Genomic DNA, 19776 nt, shown 5'->3' on the forward strand with positions numbered 1-19776 from the left:
ATTTCATTATGACTATGACGAGCGTTATACATAAAGCCGGGCTCGGCGTCAGTATCGCCGGTATCGCGCTGGCGGCGATTGGCGCGCTGATGCAATCTCCCGCTCTCTGGCAGCCCGGACTGGTGATGTTCACTGCCGGGTTTGCGGCAGGCGCGGGTTACTGGCCCGGACTACGCAGCTATCAATTTACGTTGTGGATCATCGCCGGTTTTGTCGCCGCGATGACCTGGTCTACAGATCTGATCGTCTGGGGCGGTTTCAATATCACCCATAAATGGATCGTGTTTTTGGTTATCCAGGCCACCATGTTCAGCATGGGCACCAAGTTGACGATCCAGGATTTTATCGACGTCGCCAAAATGCCGTGGGCGGTATTTATCGGTACCTTCTGCCACTTCGTGATCATGCCGCTACTTGGCCTGAGCATTACCCTGATCTTTGATTTTCCGCCTGAAGTGGCGGTGGGTATTCTGCTGATCGGCGCCTGTCCGAGCGGCCTCTCTTCGACGGTAATGGTGTACATCGCTAACGCCAACCTGGCGCTGGCCGTTTCCATCGCCGCAGTTTCGACGCTGGCGGCAACGGTGATGACGCCGCTATGGGTGAATTTGCTGGCCGGTTCCATGATCGATATTCAGCTCACCGCGATGGTGATGGACGTGGTGAAAATCGTGCTCATCCCTATCGGCGCGGCGATTTTACATGACTACCTGAAAACATACGCTGGCGTGCGCGGCCGTCGAACCGTGCAGATTCTGGCCGGGATTGGCGCTCTGTGGCTGCTGTATATGAGCGCCGGTGGCTGGGACGCACAATTCGGTTCCGCCAGCGCAGAAGCGCAAATGTACGCGGTGGTGCTGAATTTTGTCGCAGGCGGTCTCGTCTGGGCGCTGTTCTACAACTGGCTGTACGGTCGCGTCGAGAGCATTAAGAAGATTATGCCGACCATCTCAATGATCGGGATTATTTTCTTCACTACGACTGCCGCTGCCGCAGGGCGCGACAACCTGGTGCAGGTCGGCTTCCTGCTTTGCTTCGCCATGCTGATGCATAACCTCGGCGGCTTCCTGATTGGCTACCTGATGAGCCGCTGGATCTTCCGCATGGATGTACAGTCCGCCCGCACCGTGGCCTTTGAAGTCGGCCTGCAAAACGGCGGCATGGCCTCAGGGCTTGCCGCCGCCATGGGCAAACTGGCGACCGTCGGCCTTGCCTCGGCGGTAATGACCCCGCTTGGCAACGTCAGCGGCTCACTGCTCGCCAACTACTGGCGCAAAAAAGATGCCCGCCAGGCGCAGGCAGCGGCCGCTCAACAGACACATCAGCCCGTTTCTGAACATCTTTCAAAAGGATAATTCATGATGACTACTCTGACCTTACAGCAAGCAATACGTGCCGTGGAGAGTGCGCTCACCCTCGCCGAAAATCGTTACGCAAATCGCCCGCTAAGCGTCGCGGTGTGCGATGCCAGCGGGGAGTTACTGAGCTTTGCCCGCATGGATAGCGCCAAACTGTTAACCATTGAGCTGACCCAGCGCAAAGCGCGCACCAGCAGCCGCTTAGGCTGCACCACCCAGGCATTTTTGCAGCGCCTGCAAAAAGAACAGTTAGATATTGGTTATTTTGCCGACCCGCGTTTTACCGCCCTGCCCGGCGGAGTTCCAATTCTGCATGACGGTAAATGCCTGGGCGCCGTCGCGGTCGGCGGCCTGTCAGCACAGGAAGATCATGATGCGGCAATAGCCGTCGCGGAAAATTTGCTTAAGGAGATTGTCCAATGAAAAAAGTCGCTATGCTACACACCAGTGCCGCCACCCTCGCCATGATGCAGCAGCTAATTGCCGACATCATGCCGGAAGTCGAGGTGATGCACCTGGTCGAAGAGTCGATGATTAAACAGGTGATGAAGGCCGGAGGCGTGACGCCAAATATTGCCGCCCGCATCGCCGACTATGTGCATATCGCCGAAAAAGCGGATTGCGACATCTTTATTACCGCCTGCTCCTCAATTGGCACAGCGGTCGAACAGTGCCAGTTTATGACCCCGCTCCAGCTTGCGCGTATTGATTGCGCGATGGTGGAAGAGGCCATCAGTAAAGGCGAGCGTATTGCCGTGCTGGCAACCGTCGCCACCACGCTGAAGCCGACGCTGGATTACGTGCAGCGCAAAGTCCACGAAAGCGGTCAGCAGCGCACTATCACACCGATATTAATGGAAGAAGCCTTCCATGCGCTGCTGGCAGGCGATATGGACACCCACGACCGTATCGTCAGCGAAGGATTAAAGAGCGCGTTTACCCAAGCGGATGTGGTGATGCTGGCGCAGGCCTCGATGGCGCGGGTGCTACAGCAACTCCCTGCCCCGCCGGTACCGGTAATGACCTCACCGGAAAGCGGGATCCGCTGGCTGAAGGCGCTGGCGTCATCCTGATAATGGCTGGGTAAGCGCCAGAGCCACTGTGCTGGCGCTTACCCATCGTACAAATCAGGCCAGTTTCAGACTAAACGTCCGCGACTGTCCTGGCTGAAACGCACCGTTGATCCCCTGAGTATCATCCTGCCCGGTGCGCGGTACTTCATCCATACCGGTTTCACGGCAACGGGTTATGCCATGACTAAACGACACCGCCGCATCGCAGCAGACGCTATCAGAGGGATTGAACAGACGCAGGATGATTTCATCCCTGTCCTCGGCTTTTTTCAGCACGCTCAGTTGGCACCCAACCGGCGACATACTCAACAGGCTATAGCTGTCGGGAGTCGTAAACGCCGCCTTATTCAGCTTCATTGCATCCCACGGGATTTTGTTATAGCACTGGATCGGCGTCAGCCAGGCCCGCGCCTGCTGAGCCAGTCCGACGTTCAGAGGCGTCCCGCTATAGCTAAACAGGCTGAAGCGCCCGTGCAACACGCCGCGCACCTGGGAGTCAGGCACCGGCATTTTGATGCCTGATGGCCTGCCGGGGCGCAATAACAGATCCTCTTTACCGAGTAAACCAACCCCGCGCAGCAGCGTCAGGGCAAACGCTTTTTTCTCCTCGCCCACCACCTCGAACTCGCGCAATCCTTCACTAAACACCGCAAGGCCGTTACGCCCATCTTGCAACGCGGCGTAGTTAAGTAGATTCCAGACGGGTACCGGCGCTTCTTTCCATCCCTCTTCCTGCCAGTTGGCCATCGCCTCGTCATGAACGGGGCGCATTATTGTGCCAAACTGGGTATCCGTCAGCACTTCGGTGGCGTTAAACGGCGTCGGGATCAATACCCGAATGCGGTGATCGTCAGCCTGATTATCCAGACGGACATCCACATCAACCCGCCGACTGTTATGGCTTAAGGTGATTTCAATTTCGATGCTAACTTCGCCGTTGCGCTGACGCGCCGCACGGGCGGCCAGATTCTCCGGCACTGCCATCCGGTAGCGAATTATCGCCCGGCTTTGCCACCCCTCACGGATAACTTCATGTTCAAACGCGACGCCCGCAGAAGTGAGCCGCCAATCCTCCCGTGAGGGGGAGTAGTCGTATTCATCGCCGTCGTCGGCGCTTTCTTCGATTTCCAGAACCCGCTGATAAATAATCCCTGAATCCTTATCCCGCAGTTGTAGCGTTCCATCGTTATTGAGATCGATCTGCCAGAACGCATTTTCCAACAGCGCTTGCGTTGCCGCAGCGGGTATCGCCTGACGGCCCGCAACGTGCGGCTCGATATACAGCGTACGGTAGCCCATTGAAGGCAGAATCTGGTTCAGCTGAATATCGAATTCCATAAACGGTTCGTAGTTGCCGTAATGGACGATTTGCCGATCAATAAGGCCCGGATCCAACTCGCGCGCGTCGCGAATAAAGTAAGGAATTTCGTTCCCCTTACCATCTAACAGGCGGAACTGGCTGGCGCGAAGGCGGATGGTGGTGTTGATCACCTCTTCACGCGGCCACGGCATCAGGTTGAACATCACCAGTTTGTCTTCTTCACTGTGCGCCATGTTGTCGGTGATCTTGCGCAGGTAGAAACGAATCAGGTTATCGGCCATATCTTCAGCCAGTACGAAGCGAGAAACGATTTCGCGATGCACTTTATCGCTACAGCAGCAGCCGATGCTGTCATGGGCGTGGTTTTTTAAGATCTCTTTCCACATTTTTTCCAGCAGACCGTGGTGATATTCAAAACCTAACGTCCAGGCCAGCGTCGCCAGCGGTTCCAGCAGGTTGACTATCTTATTCTCAATGCGGGCATGGGCAATTTTGATGTCCATTCGCGTAGAGCCAATCGTTCGATGCACGCGCATATATTTGCCGTCGATAAACTCGCCACGCAGCGTAGCCAGCTCTTCGCGGTGCGCTTCGATGCTGGCGAACACCTCTTCGAAACGGCTCATGACAAATTTCCGCTGCGGGTAGATTTCACGCAGTTTATCCATCACCGCAAAAATATTTTGCTGCAACGGCATCTGGTCGTGCCCGTTGGGCAGCAGAATCTCTTTGGTGATCGAGGCGTTTTCCAACACCTCGAAGTAGCTATCGAGCCGCTTACGCAGCCCGACTTCATCCTCTGGTAAGTACTTACCAATCGCATAGCCCAGCGGTAGCACCTGTGTCGTGACCTCGCTGCCGTCGGCGCTTTGCCATAGGAACTCGGTTTTGTCAGTGCCATGGCGCTCAGAGCAGCCGCGCCAGAACATAGTACGAGTGATACCAAAACCGTTGTAAATATGCGGCATCTGCGCGGACATCCCAAATGAATCAGGTAGATAACCAATCTTCATCGGCTCACCGAAAGCCATGCAGTCACGGATACCGTACATCAGGTTACGAACAATCGACTCACCGGAAACAATGCTGGTATCCGTCTGCGTATACCACGGCCCGATAATCAGCTTCCCGGCCTCCACAAGCGCTTTCACCCGCTCACGGTTTTCCGGCTTAACGGCAAAATAATCCTCCAGCACTGCCGTTTGCCCATCCAGTACGTAATATTTGTACTCAGCATCCTGCTCAAGGCGAGCGAGGATCTCTTCCATATTGTTGACCAGCAAAATGCGCGACTCTTCGGTGGTGAAATACCACTCTCGGTCCCAGTGCATATGCGGCGTAATGTGAACGCGAGATACTGCTTTCATCTTCGTTTCCTGTTGAGTAAGTGCTTATGGCATCACGCTATCGGTGACGTATTTCCCCTGTTTTACCGCCTGGCGACGCCAGAGCAGCAAAATCGCCGTGGAGATGACCGTCCCAAGCAGCGCAGCGCCAAACCAACCCGCGGCGGCCATCACCGCGCTCATGTCTGCGGGCAGGAGTAAAAAGAGAGAGAAAATGCCTGCGCCTGGGGTGGAAAGCCCAATCCCCATAGCCCCAACGATTGCCCCGGTCGCCATCGAACCCAGCACGAAGGAGCCAATCACGCGCACCGGATCTTCAATCGCCATCGGAATCGCCCCTTCGGTAATCCCCGCCAGACCGAGCAACCAGGTGGATTTACCGGTCTCGATCTCAAACTGTTTAAACAGATGCGGAGCCAGCATGGTTGAAGCTGTGACGGTGAAGGCGGAAACCATTTTCACCGAAGCGAAAATGGCGTAAGGGCCGAAGACGCCGTTGGCCATCGCTCCCAGGCAGAAGGCATACGCCGCTTTATTGACCGGCCCACCGAGGTCAAATGAACACATAAAACCCAGGATCATACCGAGCAGCAGCGCGTTGGTGCCCGATAGCCCATTCAGCCAAGCCGTCAGCGAGGTGTTGATCCAGGCGACGGGCTCACCAATCACAAACAGCATCAGGCTGCCTGCGCCCAGCGTGCCGATAACCGGATAGAGGTAGTAAGTCAGAAAGCCGTTAAAGCGGTTGCTCAGGCGAATATGTTTTTTCACCCAGCGCATCAGATAGCCGGCAATCAGGCCCCCCGCTACGGCACCTAAAAATCCTGCGCCAATCATATTGGCCGCCAGCCCGGCGGCAAAGCCGGGAGCCAGTGCCGGTTTGTCCGCCAGGGAATACGCCGTATAGGCCGCCAGCACCGGCACCATCAGCGTCCCCAGCAGGCCGCCGCCGAGTTTGCGATACATCCATAGCCACGAATTTTCCTGATCGAACAGGTGCTGCAAACCAAAAATCTGCGCCAGTAGCACCGCCACGGCCAGCACTGTCCCCCCGGCGACAATCAGCGGCACGGCAAAAGAGATACCGCTCAGCAGCGCCTGTTTTAGCTCGGTTTTAACGCTCTTTTTCACCTCCGCCTGCGGCTGAGATTTTCTCTCACCCTGCATCGGTTCCAGCGCCAGCGCCCGGTCTATAAGCGCTTTCGCGTGACGCAAAGGCTCGGCGACAGGCACGGAAATTGACGGAATTCCGCTAAAGCGCTCGCTCTCTTTGATCGCCACTTCCGCCGCAAAAATACACGCCCGCGCATCGTTTAACTGCTGGGCGGTTATGCGTCCTTCAATCCCGTTAGCCCCCTGCTTTTCCACGATCACGTTGACGCCCATCTGACGTCCGGCCTTTTCCAGATACTCCGCCGCCATATAGGTATGCGCGATCCCCGCAGGACACGCGGTAACGCAGACAATGGTGGGCGCGTTCGCGTTTGCCACACTGCCTTCCTTCGCGGGTTCAGAATCCAGCGCCGCCAGCAGTTCCTCTGCGCTGTTGGCCGCCATCACGCGACCACGCAAATCGTCATCCGCAAGGCGGGTGGTCAGTTCTGTCAGAATCTGGATATGGGTGGAACCTGCTTCTGCGGGCGGGATTGCCAGCAGGAAGATAAGCTCAACCGGTTCAGGGCCATCGACCCCTTCCCATGCCAGCGGTTCGCTCAGCGTCGCCACCGCAAACGCCGCCTCTTTTACCGCTGCCGACTTGCCATGCGGCACCGCCAGCCCCTCGCCAAGCGCGGTGGGTCCCAGCGATTCGCGCTGAAAAACTTCGTCCAGATACGCTTGTGCATCGGTAATTTTTCCCAGTTCAGCCAGGCGCTGCGCCAGTTGGCGAATGGCGTCATCGCGATCGGTAAATCGTGCATGTAAACAGACCGCACGAGGGTGGGACAGAGTCGTCAGGTTCATCATGATCCTCACAGGATTGTCGTTATTATGTACCACGATTGTGCCAGACAAGATAATACATTTAAGTGATCAATTTCACTAAATAACGATAATTTGTATTTAAATTGTATTATTTACTATTGTGCAGATGTCGGCATAATTCCCCTAAAGGTATTAACCGATTGATACAAAAGTGAAATGAAATGAACAAAAAACCGATGTATCGCCAGATTGCCGATGAACTGCGCCAGCAGGTTACGCGCGGCGAGTTAAAGCCGGGGGATGCCCTGCCGACTGAATCCGCGCTGCAGGTGGCCTTTAACGTCAGCCGCGTGACCGTCAGGCAAGCGCTGAAGCTGCTCACCGAGCAAGGGATCATTGAAAGTATTCAGGGCAGCGGCTCATATGTTAAAGAGGAGCGGGTCAACTATGACATTTACCAGCTCACCAGCTTTTATGAAAAGCTCGCCGACCGTCAGGTTGAAACCCACAGTGAAGTCAAAGTCTTTGAGGTTATTCCCGCCGGGGAAACGCTGGCCGAACTGCTACAGCTAACGGCTGCGGATAAAGTCTGGCACGTAAAGCGGGTACGCTTTATTAAACAAAAAGCCGTTACCCTCGAAGAGACATGGATGCCCCTCGCGCTCTTTCCCGATCTGACATGGGAAGTGATGGAAAACTCTAAATATCACTATATTGAGCAAACCAAAAAGATGATTATCGATCGCAGCGAACAGGAGCTGATCCCGGTCATCCCGGATGAGGATACGGTAATGATGCTAGGTATTACGCAGGGAAAACCGGTATTGGAGAAAGTTTCTCGCGGGTTTCTGCTGGATGGTCGCGTCTTCGAATACAGCCGCAATACCTTCAAAAGTGATGACTACAAATTTACGCTGGTGGCAAAACGCCGCCGTTAAAAAAGGCCATCATCAGATGGCCAACCATGTCGAAACTGGACCAGCCCTTGACCATGCAGATAGTCAGGGCTGTTTTTTTACTTATTACTTAATGACTGATTTCAGCGCTTCGCCGATATCGGCCAGGCTGCGAACGGTTTTCACGCCTGCGGCTTCAAGAGCTGCGAACTTCTCATCCGCCGTCCCTTTACCACCCGCGATGATCGCGCCCGCGTGACCCATACGTTTGCCTTTCGGCGCGGTCACACCTGCGATATAGCCAACAACCGGTTTAGTCACGTGATCTTTGATATAGGCAGCCGCTTCTTCTTCCGCGCTGCCGCCGATCTCACCGATCATCACGATCGCTTCGGTCTGCGGATCTTCCTGGAACAGCTTCAGGATATCGATAAAGTTAGAGCCCGGGATCGGGTCGCCGCCGATGCCCACGCAGGTGGACTGGCCGAAACCGTAGTCAGTAGTCTGCTTAACCGCTTCGTAAGTCAGGGTACCAGAGCGGGAAACGATGCCCACTTTGCCCGGCTTGTGAATGTGGCCCGGCATGATGCCGATTTTGCATTCGCCTGGGGTGATAACACCCGGGCAGTTCGGGCCAATCATGCGCACGCCCGCTTCATCAAGTTTCACCTTCACGGTCAGCATATCCAGCGTCGGGATACCTTCGGTGATGGTGATGATCAGTTTGATGCCTGCATCGATCGCTTCCAGAATGGAGTCTTTGCAGAACGGAGCCGGAACGTAGATAACCGATGCAGTCGCGCCGGTCGCGTCTACCGCTTCACGCACGGTGTTAAACACCGGCAGGCCCAGGTGAGAAGTGCCGCCTTTGCCTGGCGTCACGCCGCCAACCATTTGGGTACCGTAAGCAATCGCTTGTTCAGAGTGGAAAGTCCCCTGGCTACCGGTGAAGCCCTGGCAGATAACCTTGGTATCTTTATTAATTAAAACGGACATTATTTCCCCTCCACTGCGGCAACAACCTGCTGAGCTGCATCCGTCAGACTTTTCGCTGCAATAATATTCAGGCCGCTGTCAGCCAGTTTTTTCGCGCCCAGTTCGGCGTTGTTACCTTCCAGACGAACAACCACCGGGACGTTAACGCCCACTTCGGCAACCGCGCCGATGATACCGTCAGCAATCAGGTCACAACGAACGATACCGCCGAAGATGTTAACCAGAACCGCTTTCACGTTGTCATCAGAGAGGATGATTTTGAACGCTTCGGTCACGCGCTCTTTGGTCGCACCACCGCCAACGTCGAGGAAGTTAGCTGGTTCGCCGCCGTGCAGCTTAACGATGTCCATGGTACCCATCGCCAGGCCTGCGCCGTTAACCATACAGCCGATGTTGCCGTCCAGCGCGACGTAGTTCAGTTCCCACTGTGCTGCCTGCGCTTCGCGCGGGTCTTCCTGAGACTGGTCGCGCATTTCGCGCAGATCAGGCTGGCGGAACAGCGCGTTGCCGTCAGCGCCCAGTTTGCCGTCGAGGCAGATCAGGTCGCCTTGCTTAGTGATAACCAGCGGGTTGATTTCGATCAGCGCCAGGTCACGCTCAAGGAAAATGGTCGCCAGGCCCATAAAGATTTTGGTGAACTGCTGAACCTGCTTACCTTCCAGACCCAGTTTGAACGCCAGCTCACGACCCTGGTAAGGCATCGGGCCCGCCAGCGGATCGATAGCAATTTTGTGGATCAGGTGCGGGGTCTCTTCCGCCACTTTTTCGATTTCCACGCCGCCTTCGGTAGAGGCCATAAAGACCACGCGACGGGAGCTACGGTCAACCACAGCGCCAAGGTACAGTTCTTTAGCGATATCGGTCGCCGCTTCAACCAGGATCTGGTTAACCGGCTGGCCGTTGGCATCTGTCTGGTAGGTCACCAGGCGTTTGCCCAGCCAATGTTCAGCAAAGGCGCGAATGTCTTCTTTGCTGTTAACCACTTTCACACCGCCCGCTTTGCCGCGGCCACCAGCGTGAACCTGACATTTCACTACCCACGGACCCGCGCCGATTTTTGAAGCGGCTTCTTCTGCTTCACGCGGAGTAGTACAGGCATAACCCACCGGCGCCGGTAAGCCATAGCGGGCAAAGAGTTGTTTTGCCTGATATTCATGTAAGTTCATGTGTTCAGTCCATCCTTCAGGTAATCGTTATCATGTAGCCGACAAAACTGCAGGCTGATGATGTTTTTATTGGCCCGGGCCTGGGCACCGGGCCATTGGGACTACTACACGTCCAGCAGCAGACGAGTCGGGTCTTCCAGCAGATCTTTAATCGCCACCAGGAAGCCTACCGATTCACGTCCGTCGATCAGACGGTGGTCGTAGGAGAGCGCCAGGTACATCATCGGCAGAATTTCTACCTTACCATTGACCGCCATCGGACGGTCTTTAATGGCATGCATACCCAAAATAGCGCTCTGCGGTGGGTTGATGATTGGCGTGGACATCAGAGAACCGAATACGCCGCCGTTGGTAATAGTGAAATTACCGCCGATCAGGTCATCTACGGTCAGCTTGCCGTCGCGGCCTTTCAGTGCCAACTCTTTAATATTCTTCTCGATGTCCGCCATGCCCAGCAGGTCGACATCGCGCAGGACCGGGGTCACCAGGCCGCGCGGCGTGGAGACCGCCATGCTGACATCGAAATAGTTGTGGTAAACCACGTCATCGCCATCAATGGAAGCGTTCACTTCCGGATAGCGTTTCAGCGCTTCAACGACCGCCTTCACGTAGAAGGACATGAAGCCCAGGCGGATACCGTGACGTTTTTCAAACGCGTCGCCGTACTGCTTACGCAGATCCATAATCGGCTTCATGTTGACTTCGTTGAAGGTCGTCAGCATGGCGGTAGAGTTCTTCGCTTCCAGCAGACGCTCAGCAACGCGTTTGCGTAGACGGGTCATCGGCACACGTTTTTCAGAGCGATGGCCCAGTTGTGCTGCCGGAGCCGCTGCGGTGGTGGCTGCTGCCGGGGCTTTCGCTTCCGCTTTAGCCGGAGCGCTTGCCAGATGTTTCTCAACATCTTCACGGGTCAGGCGGCCGCCAACGCCGGTGCCTTTAATGGCCGCCGCGTCGAGGTTGTGTTCAGCCAGCAGGCGACGAATCGCCGGGCTCAGCGCGTCGTTGCTTTGTTCTTCCAGAGACGCTTGCTGACGCTGAGCCGGGGTAGACTCTTTGGCGTCGGCTTTCTCGCCGGACTCTTTGCCCGCGCTGTTGCCTTCACGCAGGCGACCGAGGATCTGACGAGACAGCACGGTGGCGCCTTCATCTTCCAGCACTGCTTCCAGAATGCCGTCCGCTGATGCCGGTACTTCCAGTACCACTTTGTCAGTTTCGATTTCTACCAGCACTTCATCACGCTGGACGCTATCGCCCGGTTTTTTATGCCAGGTCGCAACCGTCGCGTCAGCTACGGACTCAGGCAGATCGGGAACCAGAATATCTACGCTACTCATTATGTATCCTTTAATTAATCGACGTTCAGCGCGTCATTGACCAGATCTTGTTGCTGTTTCTGGTGAACGGACAAGTATCCTACCGCCGGAGAGGCGGAGGCCGGGCGGCCTGCATAACGCAGAGAAGCCCCAAACGGAATCACTTCGCGGAAGTGATGCTGGCTGCAGTACCACGCACCCTGGTTGAGCGGTTCTTCCTGGCACCAGACAAATTCATGCACGTGCGCATAAGGTTTCAGCGCTTCCTGTACCGCCTGATGCGGGAACGGATAGAGCTGCTCTACGCGAACGATAGCAACATCTTTTTGGTCGTTCTTGCGGCGCTGTTCCAGCAGGTCGTAGTAAACCTTACCAGAGCACAGCACAACGCGCTTCACCGCTTTCGGGTCGAGGTCGTCGATTTCTCCGATAGCCGGTTGGAAGGTGCCGTTCGCCAGTTCGTCCATGCTCGACACCGCCAGTGGGTGACGCAGCAGAGATTTCGGTGACATTACGATCAGCGGACGACGCATACCGCGCAGCGCCTGACGACGCAGCATATGGTAAACCTGCGCCGGAGTTGAAGGCACGCAGACTTGCATATTTTGCTCAGCGCAAAGCTGCAGATAACGTTCCAGACGCGCGGAGGAGTGCTCCGGACCCTGGCCTTCGTAGCCGTGCGGCAGCAGCATCACCAGGCCGCACATACGGCCCCATTTCTGCTCACCGGAGCTAATGAACTGGTCGATAACTACCTGCGCGCCGTTGGCGAAGTCACCAAACTGCGCTTCCCAGATGGTCAGGGTGCGCGGCTCAGCGGTGGCATAACCGTATTCAAACGCCAGAACGGCTTCTTCAGACAGGACGGAGTCCCAAACCTTGAAGTGACCCTGACCGTTGTGAACGTGCTGCAGCGGCGTATAAGTCGAACCATTTTTCTGGTTATGGATCACCGCATGGCGGTGGAAGAAAGTGCCGCGCCCGGAGTCTTCACCCGACAAGCGCACGGAAATTCCTTCATCAACCATGGTGGCGTAGGCGAGGTTTTCCGCGCCGCCCCAGTCGAACAGCTTCTCACCGGCGGCCATTGACTGGCGATCGCCGTAAATCTTCGCCACGCGGGACTGCATCTCAATGCCTTCCGGCACGGTGCTGATGCGCTTAGCCAGCTCCTGCAGACGCTTAGGCTCAACTTTGTCCGGGTAGCTCTCATCCCACTCGTGGTTGAGGTACGGGGACCAGGTAAAGGAGTGCATGTTCATCGGACGCCACTCCTGCACCACGCATTCGCCAGCATCCAGCGCGTCGCGGTAGAGGTTAACCTGCTCGGTAGCGTCTTCCAGCGTCGCGACTTTATCGGCTTCCAGCTTGTCAGCATAGATTTTGCGCGGGGTCGGATGCTTTTTGATTTTCTGATACATCAACGGCTGAGTTGCGCTCGGCTCATCGGCTTCGTTATGGCCATGACGGCGATAGCAGAACAGGTCGATAAAGACATCGCGCTTGAAGGTGTTGCGGAAATCCAGCGCCAGTCGGGTAACGAAAGCGACAGCTTCCGGGTCATCCGCATTAACGTGGAAAATCGGCGATTGCACCATTTTACCGATATCGGTGCAGTACGGGGTAGAACGCGCATCCAGTGGGTTGGAAGTGGTGAAGCCCACCTGGTTGTTAATAACGATGCGGACGGTACCGCCCACTTCATAGCCGCGCGCTTTGGACATGTTCAGGGTTTCCTGAACCACGCCCTGCCCGGTGACTGCGGCGTCACCGTGAATGGTAATCGGCAGAACTTTGTTGCTGCTCGGCTCGTCCAGACGGTCGAGGCGAGCGCGTACGGAACCAATAACTACCGGGCTGACGATTTCCAGGTGCGATGGGTTAAACGCCAACGCCAGGTGCACCAGACCGCCTTCGGTTTCCATATCGGAAGAGAAGCCCATGTGGTACTTCACGTCGCCGGTGCCGAGGTGTTCTTTATGTTTGCCAGCGAACTCGTCGAACAGGTCCTGTGGTTTTTTACCCAGCACGTTGACCAGTACGTTCAGACGACCACGGTGCGCCATACCCAGCACCACTTCGCGGGTGCCGCTCTTACCCGCGTGGCGGATAATCTCTTTGAGCATTGGGATTAATGCATCGCCACCTTCCAGCGAGAAACGTTTTGCGCCAGGGAATTTCGCCCCGAGGTAGCGCTCCAGGCCTTCCGCTGCGGTCAGCTCGCTCAGGAAGCGTTTTTTCTCTTCTGCGCTAAAGCTCGCTTTGCCAGCTACCGACTCAATGCGCTGCTGGATCCAGCGTTTTTCTTCGGTAGAGGTAATGTGCATGTATTCCGCGCCGATGGAGCCGCAGTAGGTTTGCTTGAGGGCGGAAACCAGATCGCCCAGCTTCATCGTATCTTTACCGATGGCAAAAGAACCTACGTTATAGATTTCCTGGAAATCGGCCTCGGTCAGATCGTGGTAAGCCGGATCAAGATCCGCCACTCTCTCTTGCTGCCACAGCCCCAGCGGATCGAGATTCGCATGCTGGTGACCACGGAAGCGGTATGCGTTGATGAGCTGCAGGACTTTAACCTGCTTCACATTGGTGTCAGGGTCGGAAATCGAAGAAGTGTAACGTGAGGCATCCTTCGCCAGGCGGCGGAAATAATCACGCGTTTTGGAATGAAATTGATCCGGTTTGACTCCGGTGCCAGGTAACTGCTGGAACATAGAACGCCAGTTGGCGTCAACAGAGTCAGGATCGGTTAAGAAGTCTTCATAGAGCTGTTCTATCCAGCTCTGGTTAGAACCAGAGAGGTAAGAAGAGTCCAGCCAGGCTTTCATTGCGCCGTTCTGCATCGTGATCCCTTAAGCATTTATATGCTTATTTCGCCGTAGAAACTACCACGCACAGAAGTTGTACGTGCCGGGGTTCACTTTTTGCGGAGGAGTTGTGGTTTCTTCCGCTAAGGAACCTTTAAAAACTGCCATTAATCTTCGGCGTTCAGGCTGCGGTTGCGTTAGCTGCCTTCACTTACCCCGGTCACATAGTTCACTATGCTCCCGGGGATACGTTCAGTTGCCGCCTTACCTCGCTCTGAACGCCTTGATTACTGGTACATATTTGGCGGTTTTTAAAGATTTCCTGCTATCTGTCCCCTCTCCCATTGGGAGAGGGTTAGGGTGAGGGGAACAGCGCTCCCCTCTGACTACTTATGCACTGCGCTGCAATAGCATCGACTTGATGTGGCCGATGGCGCGCGTCGGGTTCAGACCCTTAGGACAAACACTGACGCAGTTCATAATGCTGTGACAGCGGAATACGCTGAAAGCATCGCTCAACCCTTCAAGACGGCTGTCGGTTTCGGTATCGCGGCTGTCAATCAAGAAGCGATACGCCGCCAGCAGACCGGCCGGGCCGACAAACTTGTCAGGGTTCCACCAGAACGACGGGCAAGACGTCGAACAACATGCGCAGAGAATACACTCGTACAAACCATCAAGTTTCTCACGCTGCTCTGGCATCTGCAGATGCTCGCGAGCCGGAGGATTTTGCCCATTATTCAACAAGTAAGGCTTAATCTTCTCATATTGTGCATAGAATTGCCCCATGTCTACAACCAAATCGCGAATAACTGGCAACCCTGGTAGCGGACGGATAACAATTTTCTTACCTGGCTTATTCAGCGCGGAGATCGGCGTGATACAGGCCAGACCATTTTTGCCGTTCATGTTCAGGCCGTCGGAGCCACAAACCCCTTCACGGCAGGAACGACGGAACGACAACGACGGATCTTTTTCTTTCAGCTGCATCAGCGCATCGAGCAGCATCATGTCGCGACCTTCTTCCGCTTCCAGGGTGTAATCCTGCATATGCGGAGCATCGTCTACGTCCGGGTTATAACGATAAACTGAAAACTCGAGTTTCATATTCCTGTCTCCGCATTAATAAGTACGAATCTTCGGCGGGAATGCCGGACGCAGTTTCGGTTCCATATTGACTTGACGTCGCGTCATGGATTCCGATTCTGGCAGATACAGGGAATGACACAGCCAGTTCGCATCATCACGATCCGGATAGTCGAAGCGGCTATGCGCGCCACGGCTTTCAGTACGGAAGTTTGCAGATACCGCAGTGGCGTAAGCGGTTTCCATCAGGTTATCCAGCTCCAGGCACTCAACGCGCTGGGTGTTGAACTCGCTGGAAGTGTCATCCAGACGGGCATTTTTCAGACGCTCGCGGATAGCTTTCAGTTGCTCAAGACCTTTCGCCATCGCATCACCTTCGCGGAATACCGAGAAGTTGTGCTGCATACATTCTTGCAGCGCTTTGCGGATTTCGACCGGGTCTTCACCGTTGCGGTTGCCATTCCAGCGGTTCAGGCGCTCCAGAGAAGCATCAATCTCTTCTTCTGTTGCATCGCGAAGTTCGCCCTGCTCAGCAATAGATTCTTGCAGATGCAGACCGACCGCGCGGCCAAAGACCACCAGGTCAAGCAGCGAGTTGCCGCCCAGACGGTTAGCGCCGTGGACCGATACGCAGGCGATTTCACCCACCGCGAACAGCCCCGGAATCACCACGTCTTCACCCTGCTCGTTCACGGTCAGCGCCTGGCCGCTTACGCGGGTCGGAATACCGCCCATCATGTAGTGGCAGGTTGGAATGACCGGAATCGGCTCTTTCACCGGGTCAACGTGGGCGAAGGTACGGGAGAGCTCAAGGATACCCGGCAGACGGGATTCGAGAACTTCTTTACCCAGATGGTCGAGTTTCAGCTTCGCGTGCGGGCCCCACGGACCGTCGCAGCCGCGGCCTTCGCGGATTTCGATCATGATGGAACGCGCCACCACGTCACGACCCGCCAGGTCTTTCGCATTCGGGGCATAGCGCTCCATAAAGCGCTCGCCGTGTTTATTCAGCAGGTATCCGCCTTCACCACGGCAGCCTTCGGTGACCAGAACCCCTGCCCCGGCGATACCGGTTGGGTGGAACTGCCACATCTCCATATCCTGCACCGGCACACCGGCGCGGATAGCCATACCAACGCCGTCACCGGTATTGATATGCGCGTTGGTGGTGGACTGGTAAATACGGCCTGCGCCGCCGGTCGCCAACACGGTGGCGCGGGCTTTGAAGTAGACTACTTCACCGGTTTCGATACACAGGGCGGTACAACCGACCACTGCTCCATCGGCGTTTTTCACCAGATCCAGCGCATACCACTCAGAGAAGATAGTGGTGTGGTTTTTCAGGTTCTGCTGATACAGCGTGTGCAGCAAGGCGTGACCAGTACGGTCAGCTGCCGCTGCGGTACGTGCCGCCTGCTCACCGCCGAAGTTTTTCGACTGGCCGCCAAACGGACGTTGATAGATGGTGCCATCGTCGAGACGAGAGAACGGCAGGCCCATATGATCCAGTTCAAGAATCGCTTCCGGACCGGTTTTGCACATATATTCAATGGCGTCCTGGTCACCAATATAGTCCGACCCTTTTACGGTGTCGTACATGTGCCATTCCCAGTTATCTTCATGGGTATTACCGAGCGCCACGGTGATGCCACCCTGTGCGGAAACGGTATGGGAACGGGTCGGGAAAACTTTGGAGAGCAGCGCACAGGTCTGGCCGCTCTGGGAAATTTGCAGCGCCGCGCGCATACCTGCGCCACCGGCACCAATCACAACTGCATCAAATTCTCTGACAGGCAATTTCATTACACACCCCACACCACAACAAATCCATAAAGAACGTAAGCCACCAGCGCAACCACGATAAGCAGTTGCAGAACCAAACGTACAGCCAGTGGTTTAACGTAGTCCGTTAACACCTGCCACATACCGATCCAGGCGTGGATCAGAATGGAGACGAGAGCCAGCAGGGTGAAGACTTTAGTGAACGCGGAGGAGAAAAAGCCCGTCCAGACTTCCCATGAAATTTCACCAGTGGTGGCAAAGAAGCCGACCATATAGATGATGTATAGGGTGAGGACGATGGCGGTAGCACGGACCAGAATAAAGTCATGTACGCCGTTGCGTCCTAGTGCTGAGGCGTTGCTTACCATACGAGTACTCCTGCGAGAAGTGAAAGCACGACAGTAATAACAAAAGAAATCTTGGCGGAGCGTGTCCCTACTTCGAGGGTTTCTTCAAGATAGCCAAAATCCATCAGTAGGTGGCGAATACCCACCACTGCGTGATAAGCCAGCGCGGTTAAAATGCCCCACATGATGAACTTCACAAAGAAGCTATCCATGATGGATGCCGCCGTGAGGAAACCTTCGGGAGAGGAAAGGCTGGTGCCCAACAACCAAAGCAGAATCCCGACCGCCACAAAAGTGATCACTCCGGATACGCGATGGAGAATGGACGCTATCGCCGTGATTGGGAACCGGATCGTTTGTAGATCCAGATTGACAGGTCTTTGTTTTTTCACATTTCTTACCATGAATAACGCCCACATGCTGTTCTTATTGTTTCCTTCCTCCGGTCTGCTTGCGGGTCAGACAGCGTCCTTATCTATAACCTGAAGTCATATTAAAACCCCTTTTCAAGAGTTCAAATCTGACAAAATAACGCTGGGTGGCTCGGGATTGCAGGGTGTTCCGGAGACCTGGCGGCAGTATAGGCCGTTCACAAAATCATTACAATTAACCTACATATAGTTTGTCGGGTTTTCTCCCGAACAGTGATCAATGTCACGATAACAACATATTTTTAAAATTTAATCATCTGATTTGACAAATATTAAACATTATTGTTACAACCATTACCAGATAAATGCGATGATAGGCAAAAGTTATGGGGTCACTCTTTTACCTGCGAATAAGTTATGTAACAGTGAGAGAGTATTGACCGATGTAATCAGGACAGTTATTAGTGGTATATAGTTTATAAAATTCGGGCTGCTAAAACGCTGATTTGCTGTTGTTTCAACGTAGACTGAAGACTTACCATCAAGCGCCCTTGCTCTGTACCCTGCCCTTTTCGCGACGCAGAGCGATGTGCAACATAACAAACTGGTAACGTCATCCGCTACGGGCCGAATGCAAATCCACCACCCGGCAGCCTTAAGCAATAAAGGCGCTAAGGAGACCATAAATGTCTGATGCTAAAGCAAAAATCACCCTGGGTGGTGATACTGCTATTGAACTGGATGTGCTAAAAGGCACTCTCGGTCAGGATGTTATTGATATTCGTAGTCTTGGTTCAAAAGGCGTATTTACTTTTGACCCTGGTTTCACCTCAACCGCATCATGTGAATCTAAAATCACCTTTATCGACGGTGATGAAGGTATCCTGCTGCACCGCGGTTTCCCGATCGATCAGTTAGCGACCGATTCCAACTACCTGGAAGTGTGCTACATCCTGCTGAACGGCGAAAAACCGACCCAGGCTCAGTACGACGAATTCAAAACTATCGTTACCCGCCACACCATGATTCACGAGCAGATCACTCGTCTGTTCCACGCATTCCGTCGCGACTCTCACCCGATGGCCGTGATGTGCGGTATCACCGGTGCGTTGGCTGCGTTTTATCACGATTCGCTGGATGTGAATAACCCACGCCACCGCGATATCGCCGCATTCCGCCTGCTTTCCAAAATGCCGACTATGGCGGCGATGTGTTACAAGTATTCAATCGGCCAGCCTTTCGTTTATCCGCGCAATGACCTCTCCTACGCGGGTAACTTCCTGAATATGATGTTCTCCACGCCGTGTGAAAAGTATGAAGTGAACCCGATACTGGAACGCGCCATGGACCGTATCCTGATCCTGCATGCCGATCACGAACAGAACGCCTCAACATCCACCGTGCGTACCGCAGGCTCTTCTGGCGCGAACCCATTCGCCTGTATCGCTGCGGGTATTGCTTCCCTGTGGGGACCGGCACACGGCGGCGCCAACGAAGCAGCGCTGAAAATGCTGGAAGAGATCAGCTCGGTTAAACACATTCCGGAATTTGTGCGTCGTGCGAAAGACAAAAATGACTCTTTCCGCCTGATGGGCTTTGGTCACCGTGTTTATAAAAACTATGACCCGCGCGCCACCGTGATGCGTGAAACCTGCCATGAAGTGCTGAAAGAGCTGGGTACCAAAGACGATCTGCTGGAAGTGGCAATGGAGCTTGAGCACATTGCGCTCAACGACCCGTACTTCATCGAGAAGAAACTTTACCCGAACGTCGATTTCTACTCCGGTATCATTCTGAAAGCGATGGGCATCCCATCTTCCATGTTTACCGTTATCTTCGCGATGGCGCGTACCGTGGGCTGGATTGCACACTGGAACGAAATGCACACCGATGGCATGAAAATCGCCCGTCCACGTCAGCTGTACACCGGCTACGAAAAACGCGATTTCAAAAACGATATCAAATACTAAACCTGATATTGCGAAGATAAG

Annotated in this window: 16 protein-coding genes; 6 read left to right on the plus strand and 10 right to left on the minus strand. The window is 54.7% G+C overall.

Translation table 11 applies throughout. The features are described from left to right. Window positions 1-8 precede the first annotated feature (8 nt). Genes ACMYSL_RS20145 through ACMYSL_RS20155 form a run of 3 tightly spaced genes read left to right on the plus strand, consistent with a single transcriptional unit; the run spans window position 9 to window position 2431 of the window. Complete coding sequence (locus ACMYSL_RS20145; RefSeq protein ID WP_434659741.1) at window positions 9-1355, plus strand: bile acid:sodium symporter family protein; 1347 nt, start codon at window positions 9-11, stop codon at window positions 1353-1355. 6 nt (window positions 1356-1361) lie between these two features. Beyond that, a complete protein-coding gene (locus tag ACMYSL_RS20150; RefSeq protein ID WP_434664174.1) occupies window positions 1362-1781 on the plus strand; it encodes a GlcG/HbpS family heme-binding protein in 420 nt (139 codons plus the stop codon). Then, window positions 1778-2431 (plus strand): aspartate/glutamate racemase family protein, encoded by a 654-nt coding sequence (locus ACMYSL_RS20155; protein WP_434659742.1) that lies wholly within the window; start codon window positions 1778-1780, stop codon window positions 2429-2431. The genes ACMYSL_RS20150 and ACMYSL_RS20155 overlap by 4 nt, the downstream gene beginning before the upstream one ends. 54 nt (window positions 2432-2485) lie before the next feature. Here the strand turns inward: ACMYSL_RS20155 and mngB are convergent, their stop codons facing one another. Together mngB and mngA are read right to left on the minus strand one after the other, a co-directional pair. After that, window positions 2486-5119, minus strand: coding sequence for a mannosylglycerate hydrolase (gene mngB, locus ACMYSL_RS20160; protein WP_434659743.1), 2634 nt, complete (start codon window positions 5117-5119; stop codon window positions 2486-2488). 24 nt (window positions 5120-5143) lie between these two features. Further along, entirely contained in the window at window positions 5144-7060 is a 1917-nt protein-coding gene (mngA, locus tag ACMYSL_RS20165; protein ID WP_434664177.1) for a PTS 2-O-a-mannosyl-D-glycerate transporter subunit IIABC, read from the minus strand. Window positions 7061-7242: 182 nt separating this feature from the next. Here mngA and ACMYSL_RS20170 point away from each other — a divergent pair, with 182 nt between their 5' ends. Further along, the gene (locus ACMYSL_RS20170; protein ID WP_434659744.1) at window positions 7243-7959 is read left to right on the plus strand and encodes a GntR family transcriptional regulator; all 717 of its coding nucleotides are present in this window, start codon (window positions 7243-7245) and stop codon (window positions 7957-7959) included. 84 nt (window positions 7960-8043) lie between these two features. Here ACMYSL_RS20170 and sucD read toward each other — a convergent pair whose 3' ends face one another. From sucD to sdhC, 8 genes are all read right to left on the minus strand, one after another. After that, on the minus strand, window positions 8044-8913 hold the full coding sequence (sucD, locus tag ACMYSL_RS20175; protein WP_110277304.1) for a succinate--CoA ligase subunit alpha: 870 nt from the start codon (window positions 8911-8913) through the stop codon (window positions 8044-8046). Then, window positions 8913-10079: an ADP-forming succinate--CoA ligase subunit beta gene (sucC, locus tag ACMYSL_RS20180; protein WP_110277305.1), complete on the minus strand. Its 1167-nt coding sequence runs from the start codon at window positions 10077-10079 to the stop codon at window positions 8913-8915. Before sucC ends, sucD begins: the two co-directional genes overlap by 1 nt. A 104-nt stretch (window positions 10080-10183) precedes the next feature. After that, window positions 10184-11413 (minus strand): 2-oxoglutarate dehydrogenase complex dihydrolipoyllysine-residue succinyltransferase, encoded by a 1230-nt coding sequence (gene odhB, locus ACMYSL_RS20185; RefSeq protein WP_182237246.1) that lies wholly within the window; start codon window positions 11411-11413, stop codon window positions 10184-10186. Between the two features lie 14 nt (window positions 11414-11427). Next, on the minus strand, window positions 11428-14235 hold the full coding sequence (sucA, locus tag ACMYSL_RS20190; protein ID WP_110277307.1) for a 2-oxoglutarate dehydrogenase E1 component: 2808 nt from the start codon (window positions 14233-14235) through the stop codon (window positions 11428-11430). Between the two features lie 354 nt (window positions 14236-14589). Beyond that, entirely contained in the window at window positions 14590-15306 is a 717-nt protein-coding gene (gene sdhB / locus ACMYSL_RS20195; protein ID WP_110277308.1) for a succinate dehydrogenase iron-sulfur subunit SdhB, read from the minus strand. Between the two features lie 15 nt (window positions 15307-15321). After that, on the minus strand, window positions 15322-17088 hold the full coding sequence (gene sdhA, locus ACMYSL_RS20200; protein ID WP_110277309.1) for a succinate dehydrogenase flavoprotein subunit: 1767 nt from the start codon (window positions 17086-17088) through the stop codon (window positions 15322-15324). Then, window positions 17088-17435: a succinate dehydrogenase membrane anchor subunit gene (gene sdhD, locus ACMYSL_RS20205; protein ID WP_041144632.1), complete on the minus strand. Its 348-nt coding sequence runs from the start codon at window positions 17433-17435 to the stop codon at window positions 17088-17090. The genes sdhA and sdhD overlap by 1 nt, the downstream gene beginning before the upstream one ends. Next, window positions 17429-17833 carry a succinate dehydrogenase cytochrome b556 subunit gene (sdhC, locus tag ACMYSL_RS20210; RefSeq protein ID WP_004130523.1) on the minus strand — a complete coding sequence of 135 codons (405 nt, stop codon included), beginning with the start codon at window positions 17831-17833 and terminating at the stop codon, window positions 17429-17431. The genes sdhD and sdhC overlap by 7 nt, the downstream gene beginning before the upstream one ends. 322 nt (window positions 17834-18155) lie before the next feature. Here sdhC and ACMYSL_RS20215 point away from each other — a divergent pair, with 322 nt between their 5' ends. Both ACMYSL_RS20215 and gltA read left to right on the plus strand, forming a co-directional pair. Beyond that, on the plus strand, window positions 18156-18260 hold the full coding sequence (locus ACMYSL_RS20215) for a hypothetical protein (RefSeq protein WP_420915780.1): 105 nt from the start codon (window positions 18156-18158) through the stop codon (window positions 18258-18260). A gap of 211 nt (window positions 18261-18471) precedes the next feature. Next, entirely contained in the window at window positions 18472-19755 is a 1284-nt protein-coding gene (gene gltA / locus ACMYSL_RS20220) for a citrate synthase (RefSeq protein ID WP_110277311.1), read from the plus strand. Window positions 19756-19776 lie beyond the last annotated feature (21 nt).

Origin of the sequence: Klebsiella sp. MISC125 (assembly GCF_051131775.1) — a bacterium.
Taxonomy (GTDB): Bacteria; Pseudomonadota; Gammaproteobacteria; order Enterobacterales; family Enterobacteriaceae; genus Klebsiella.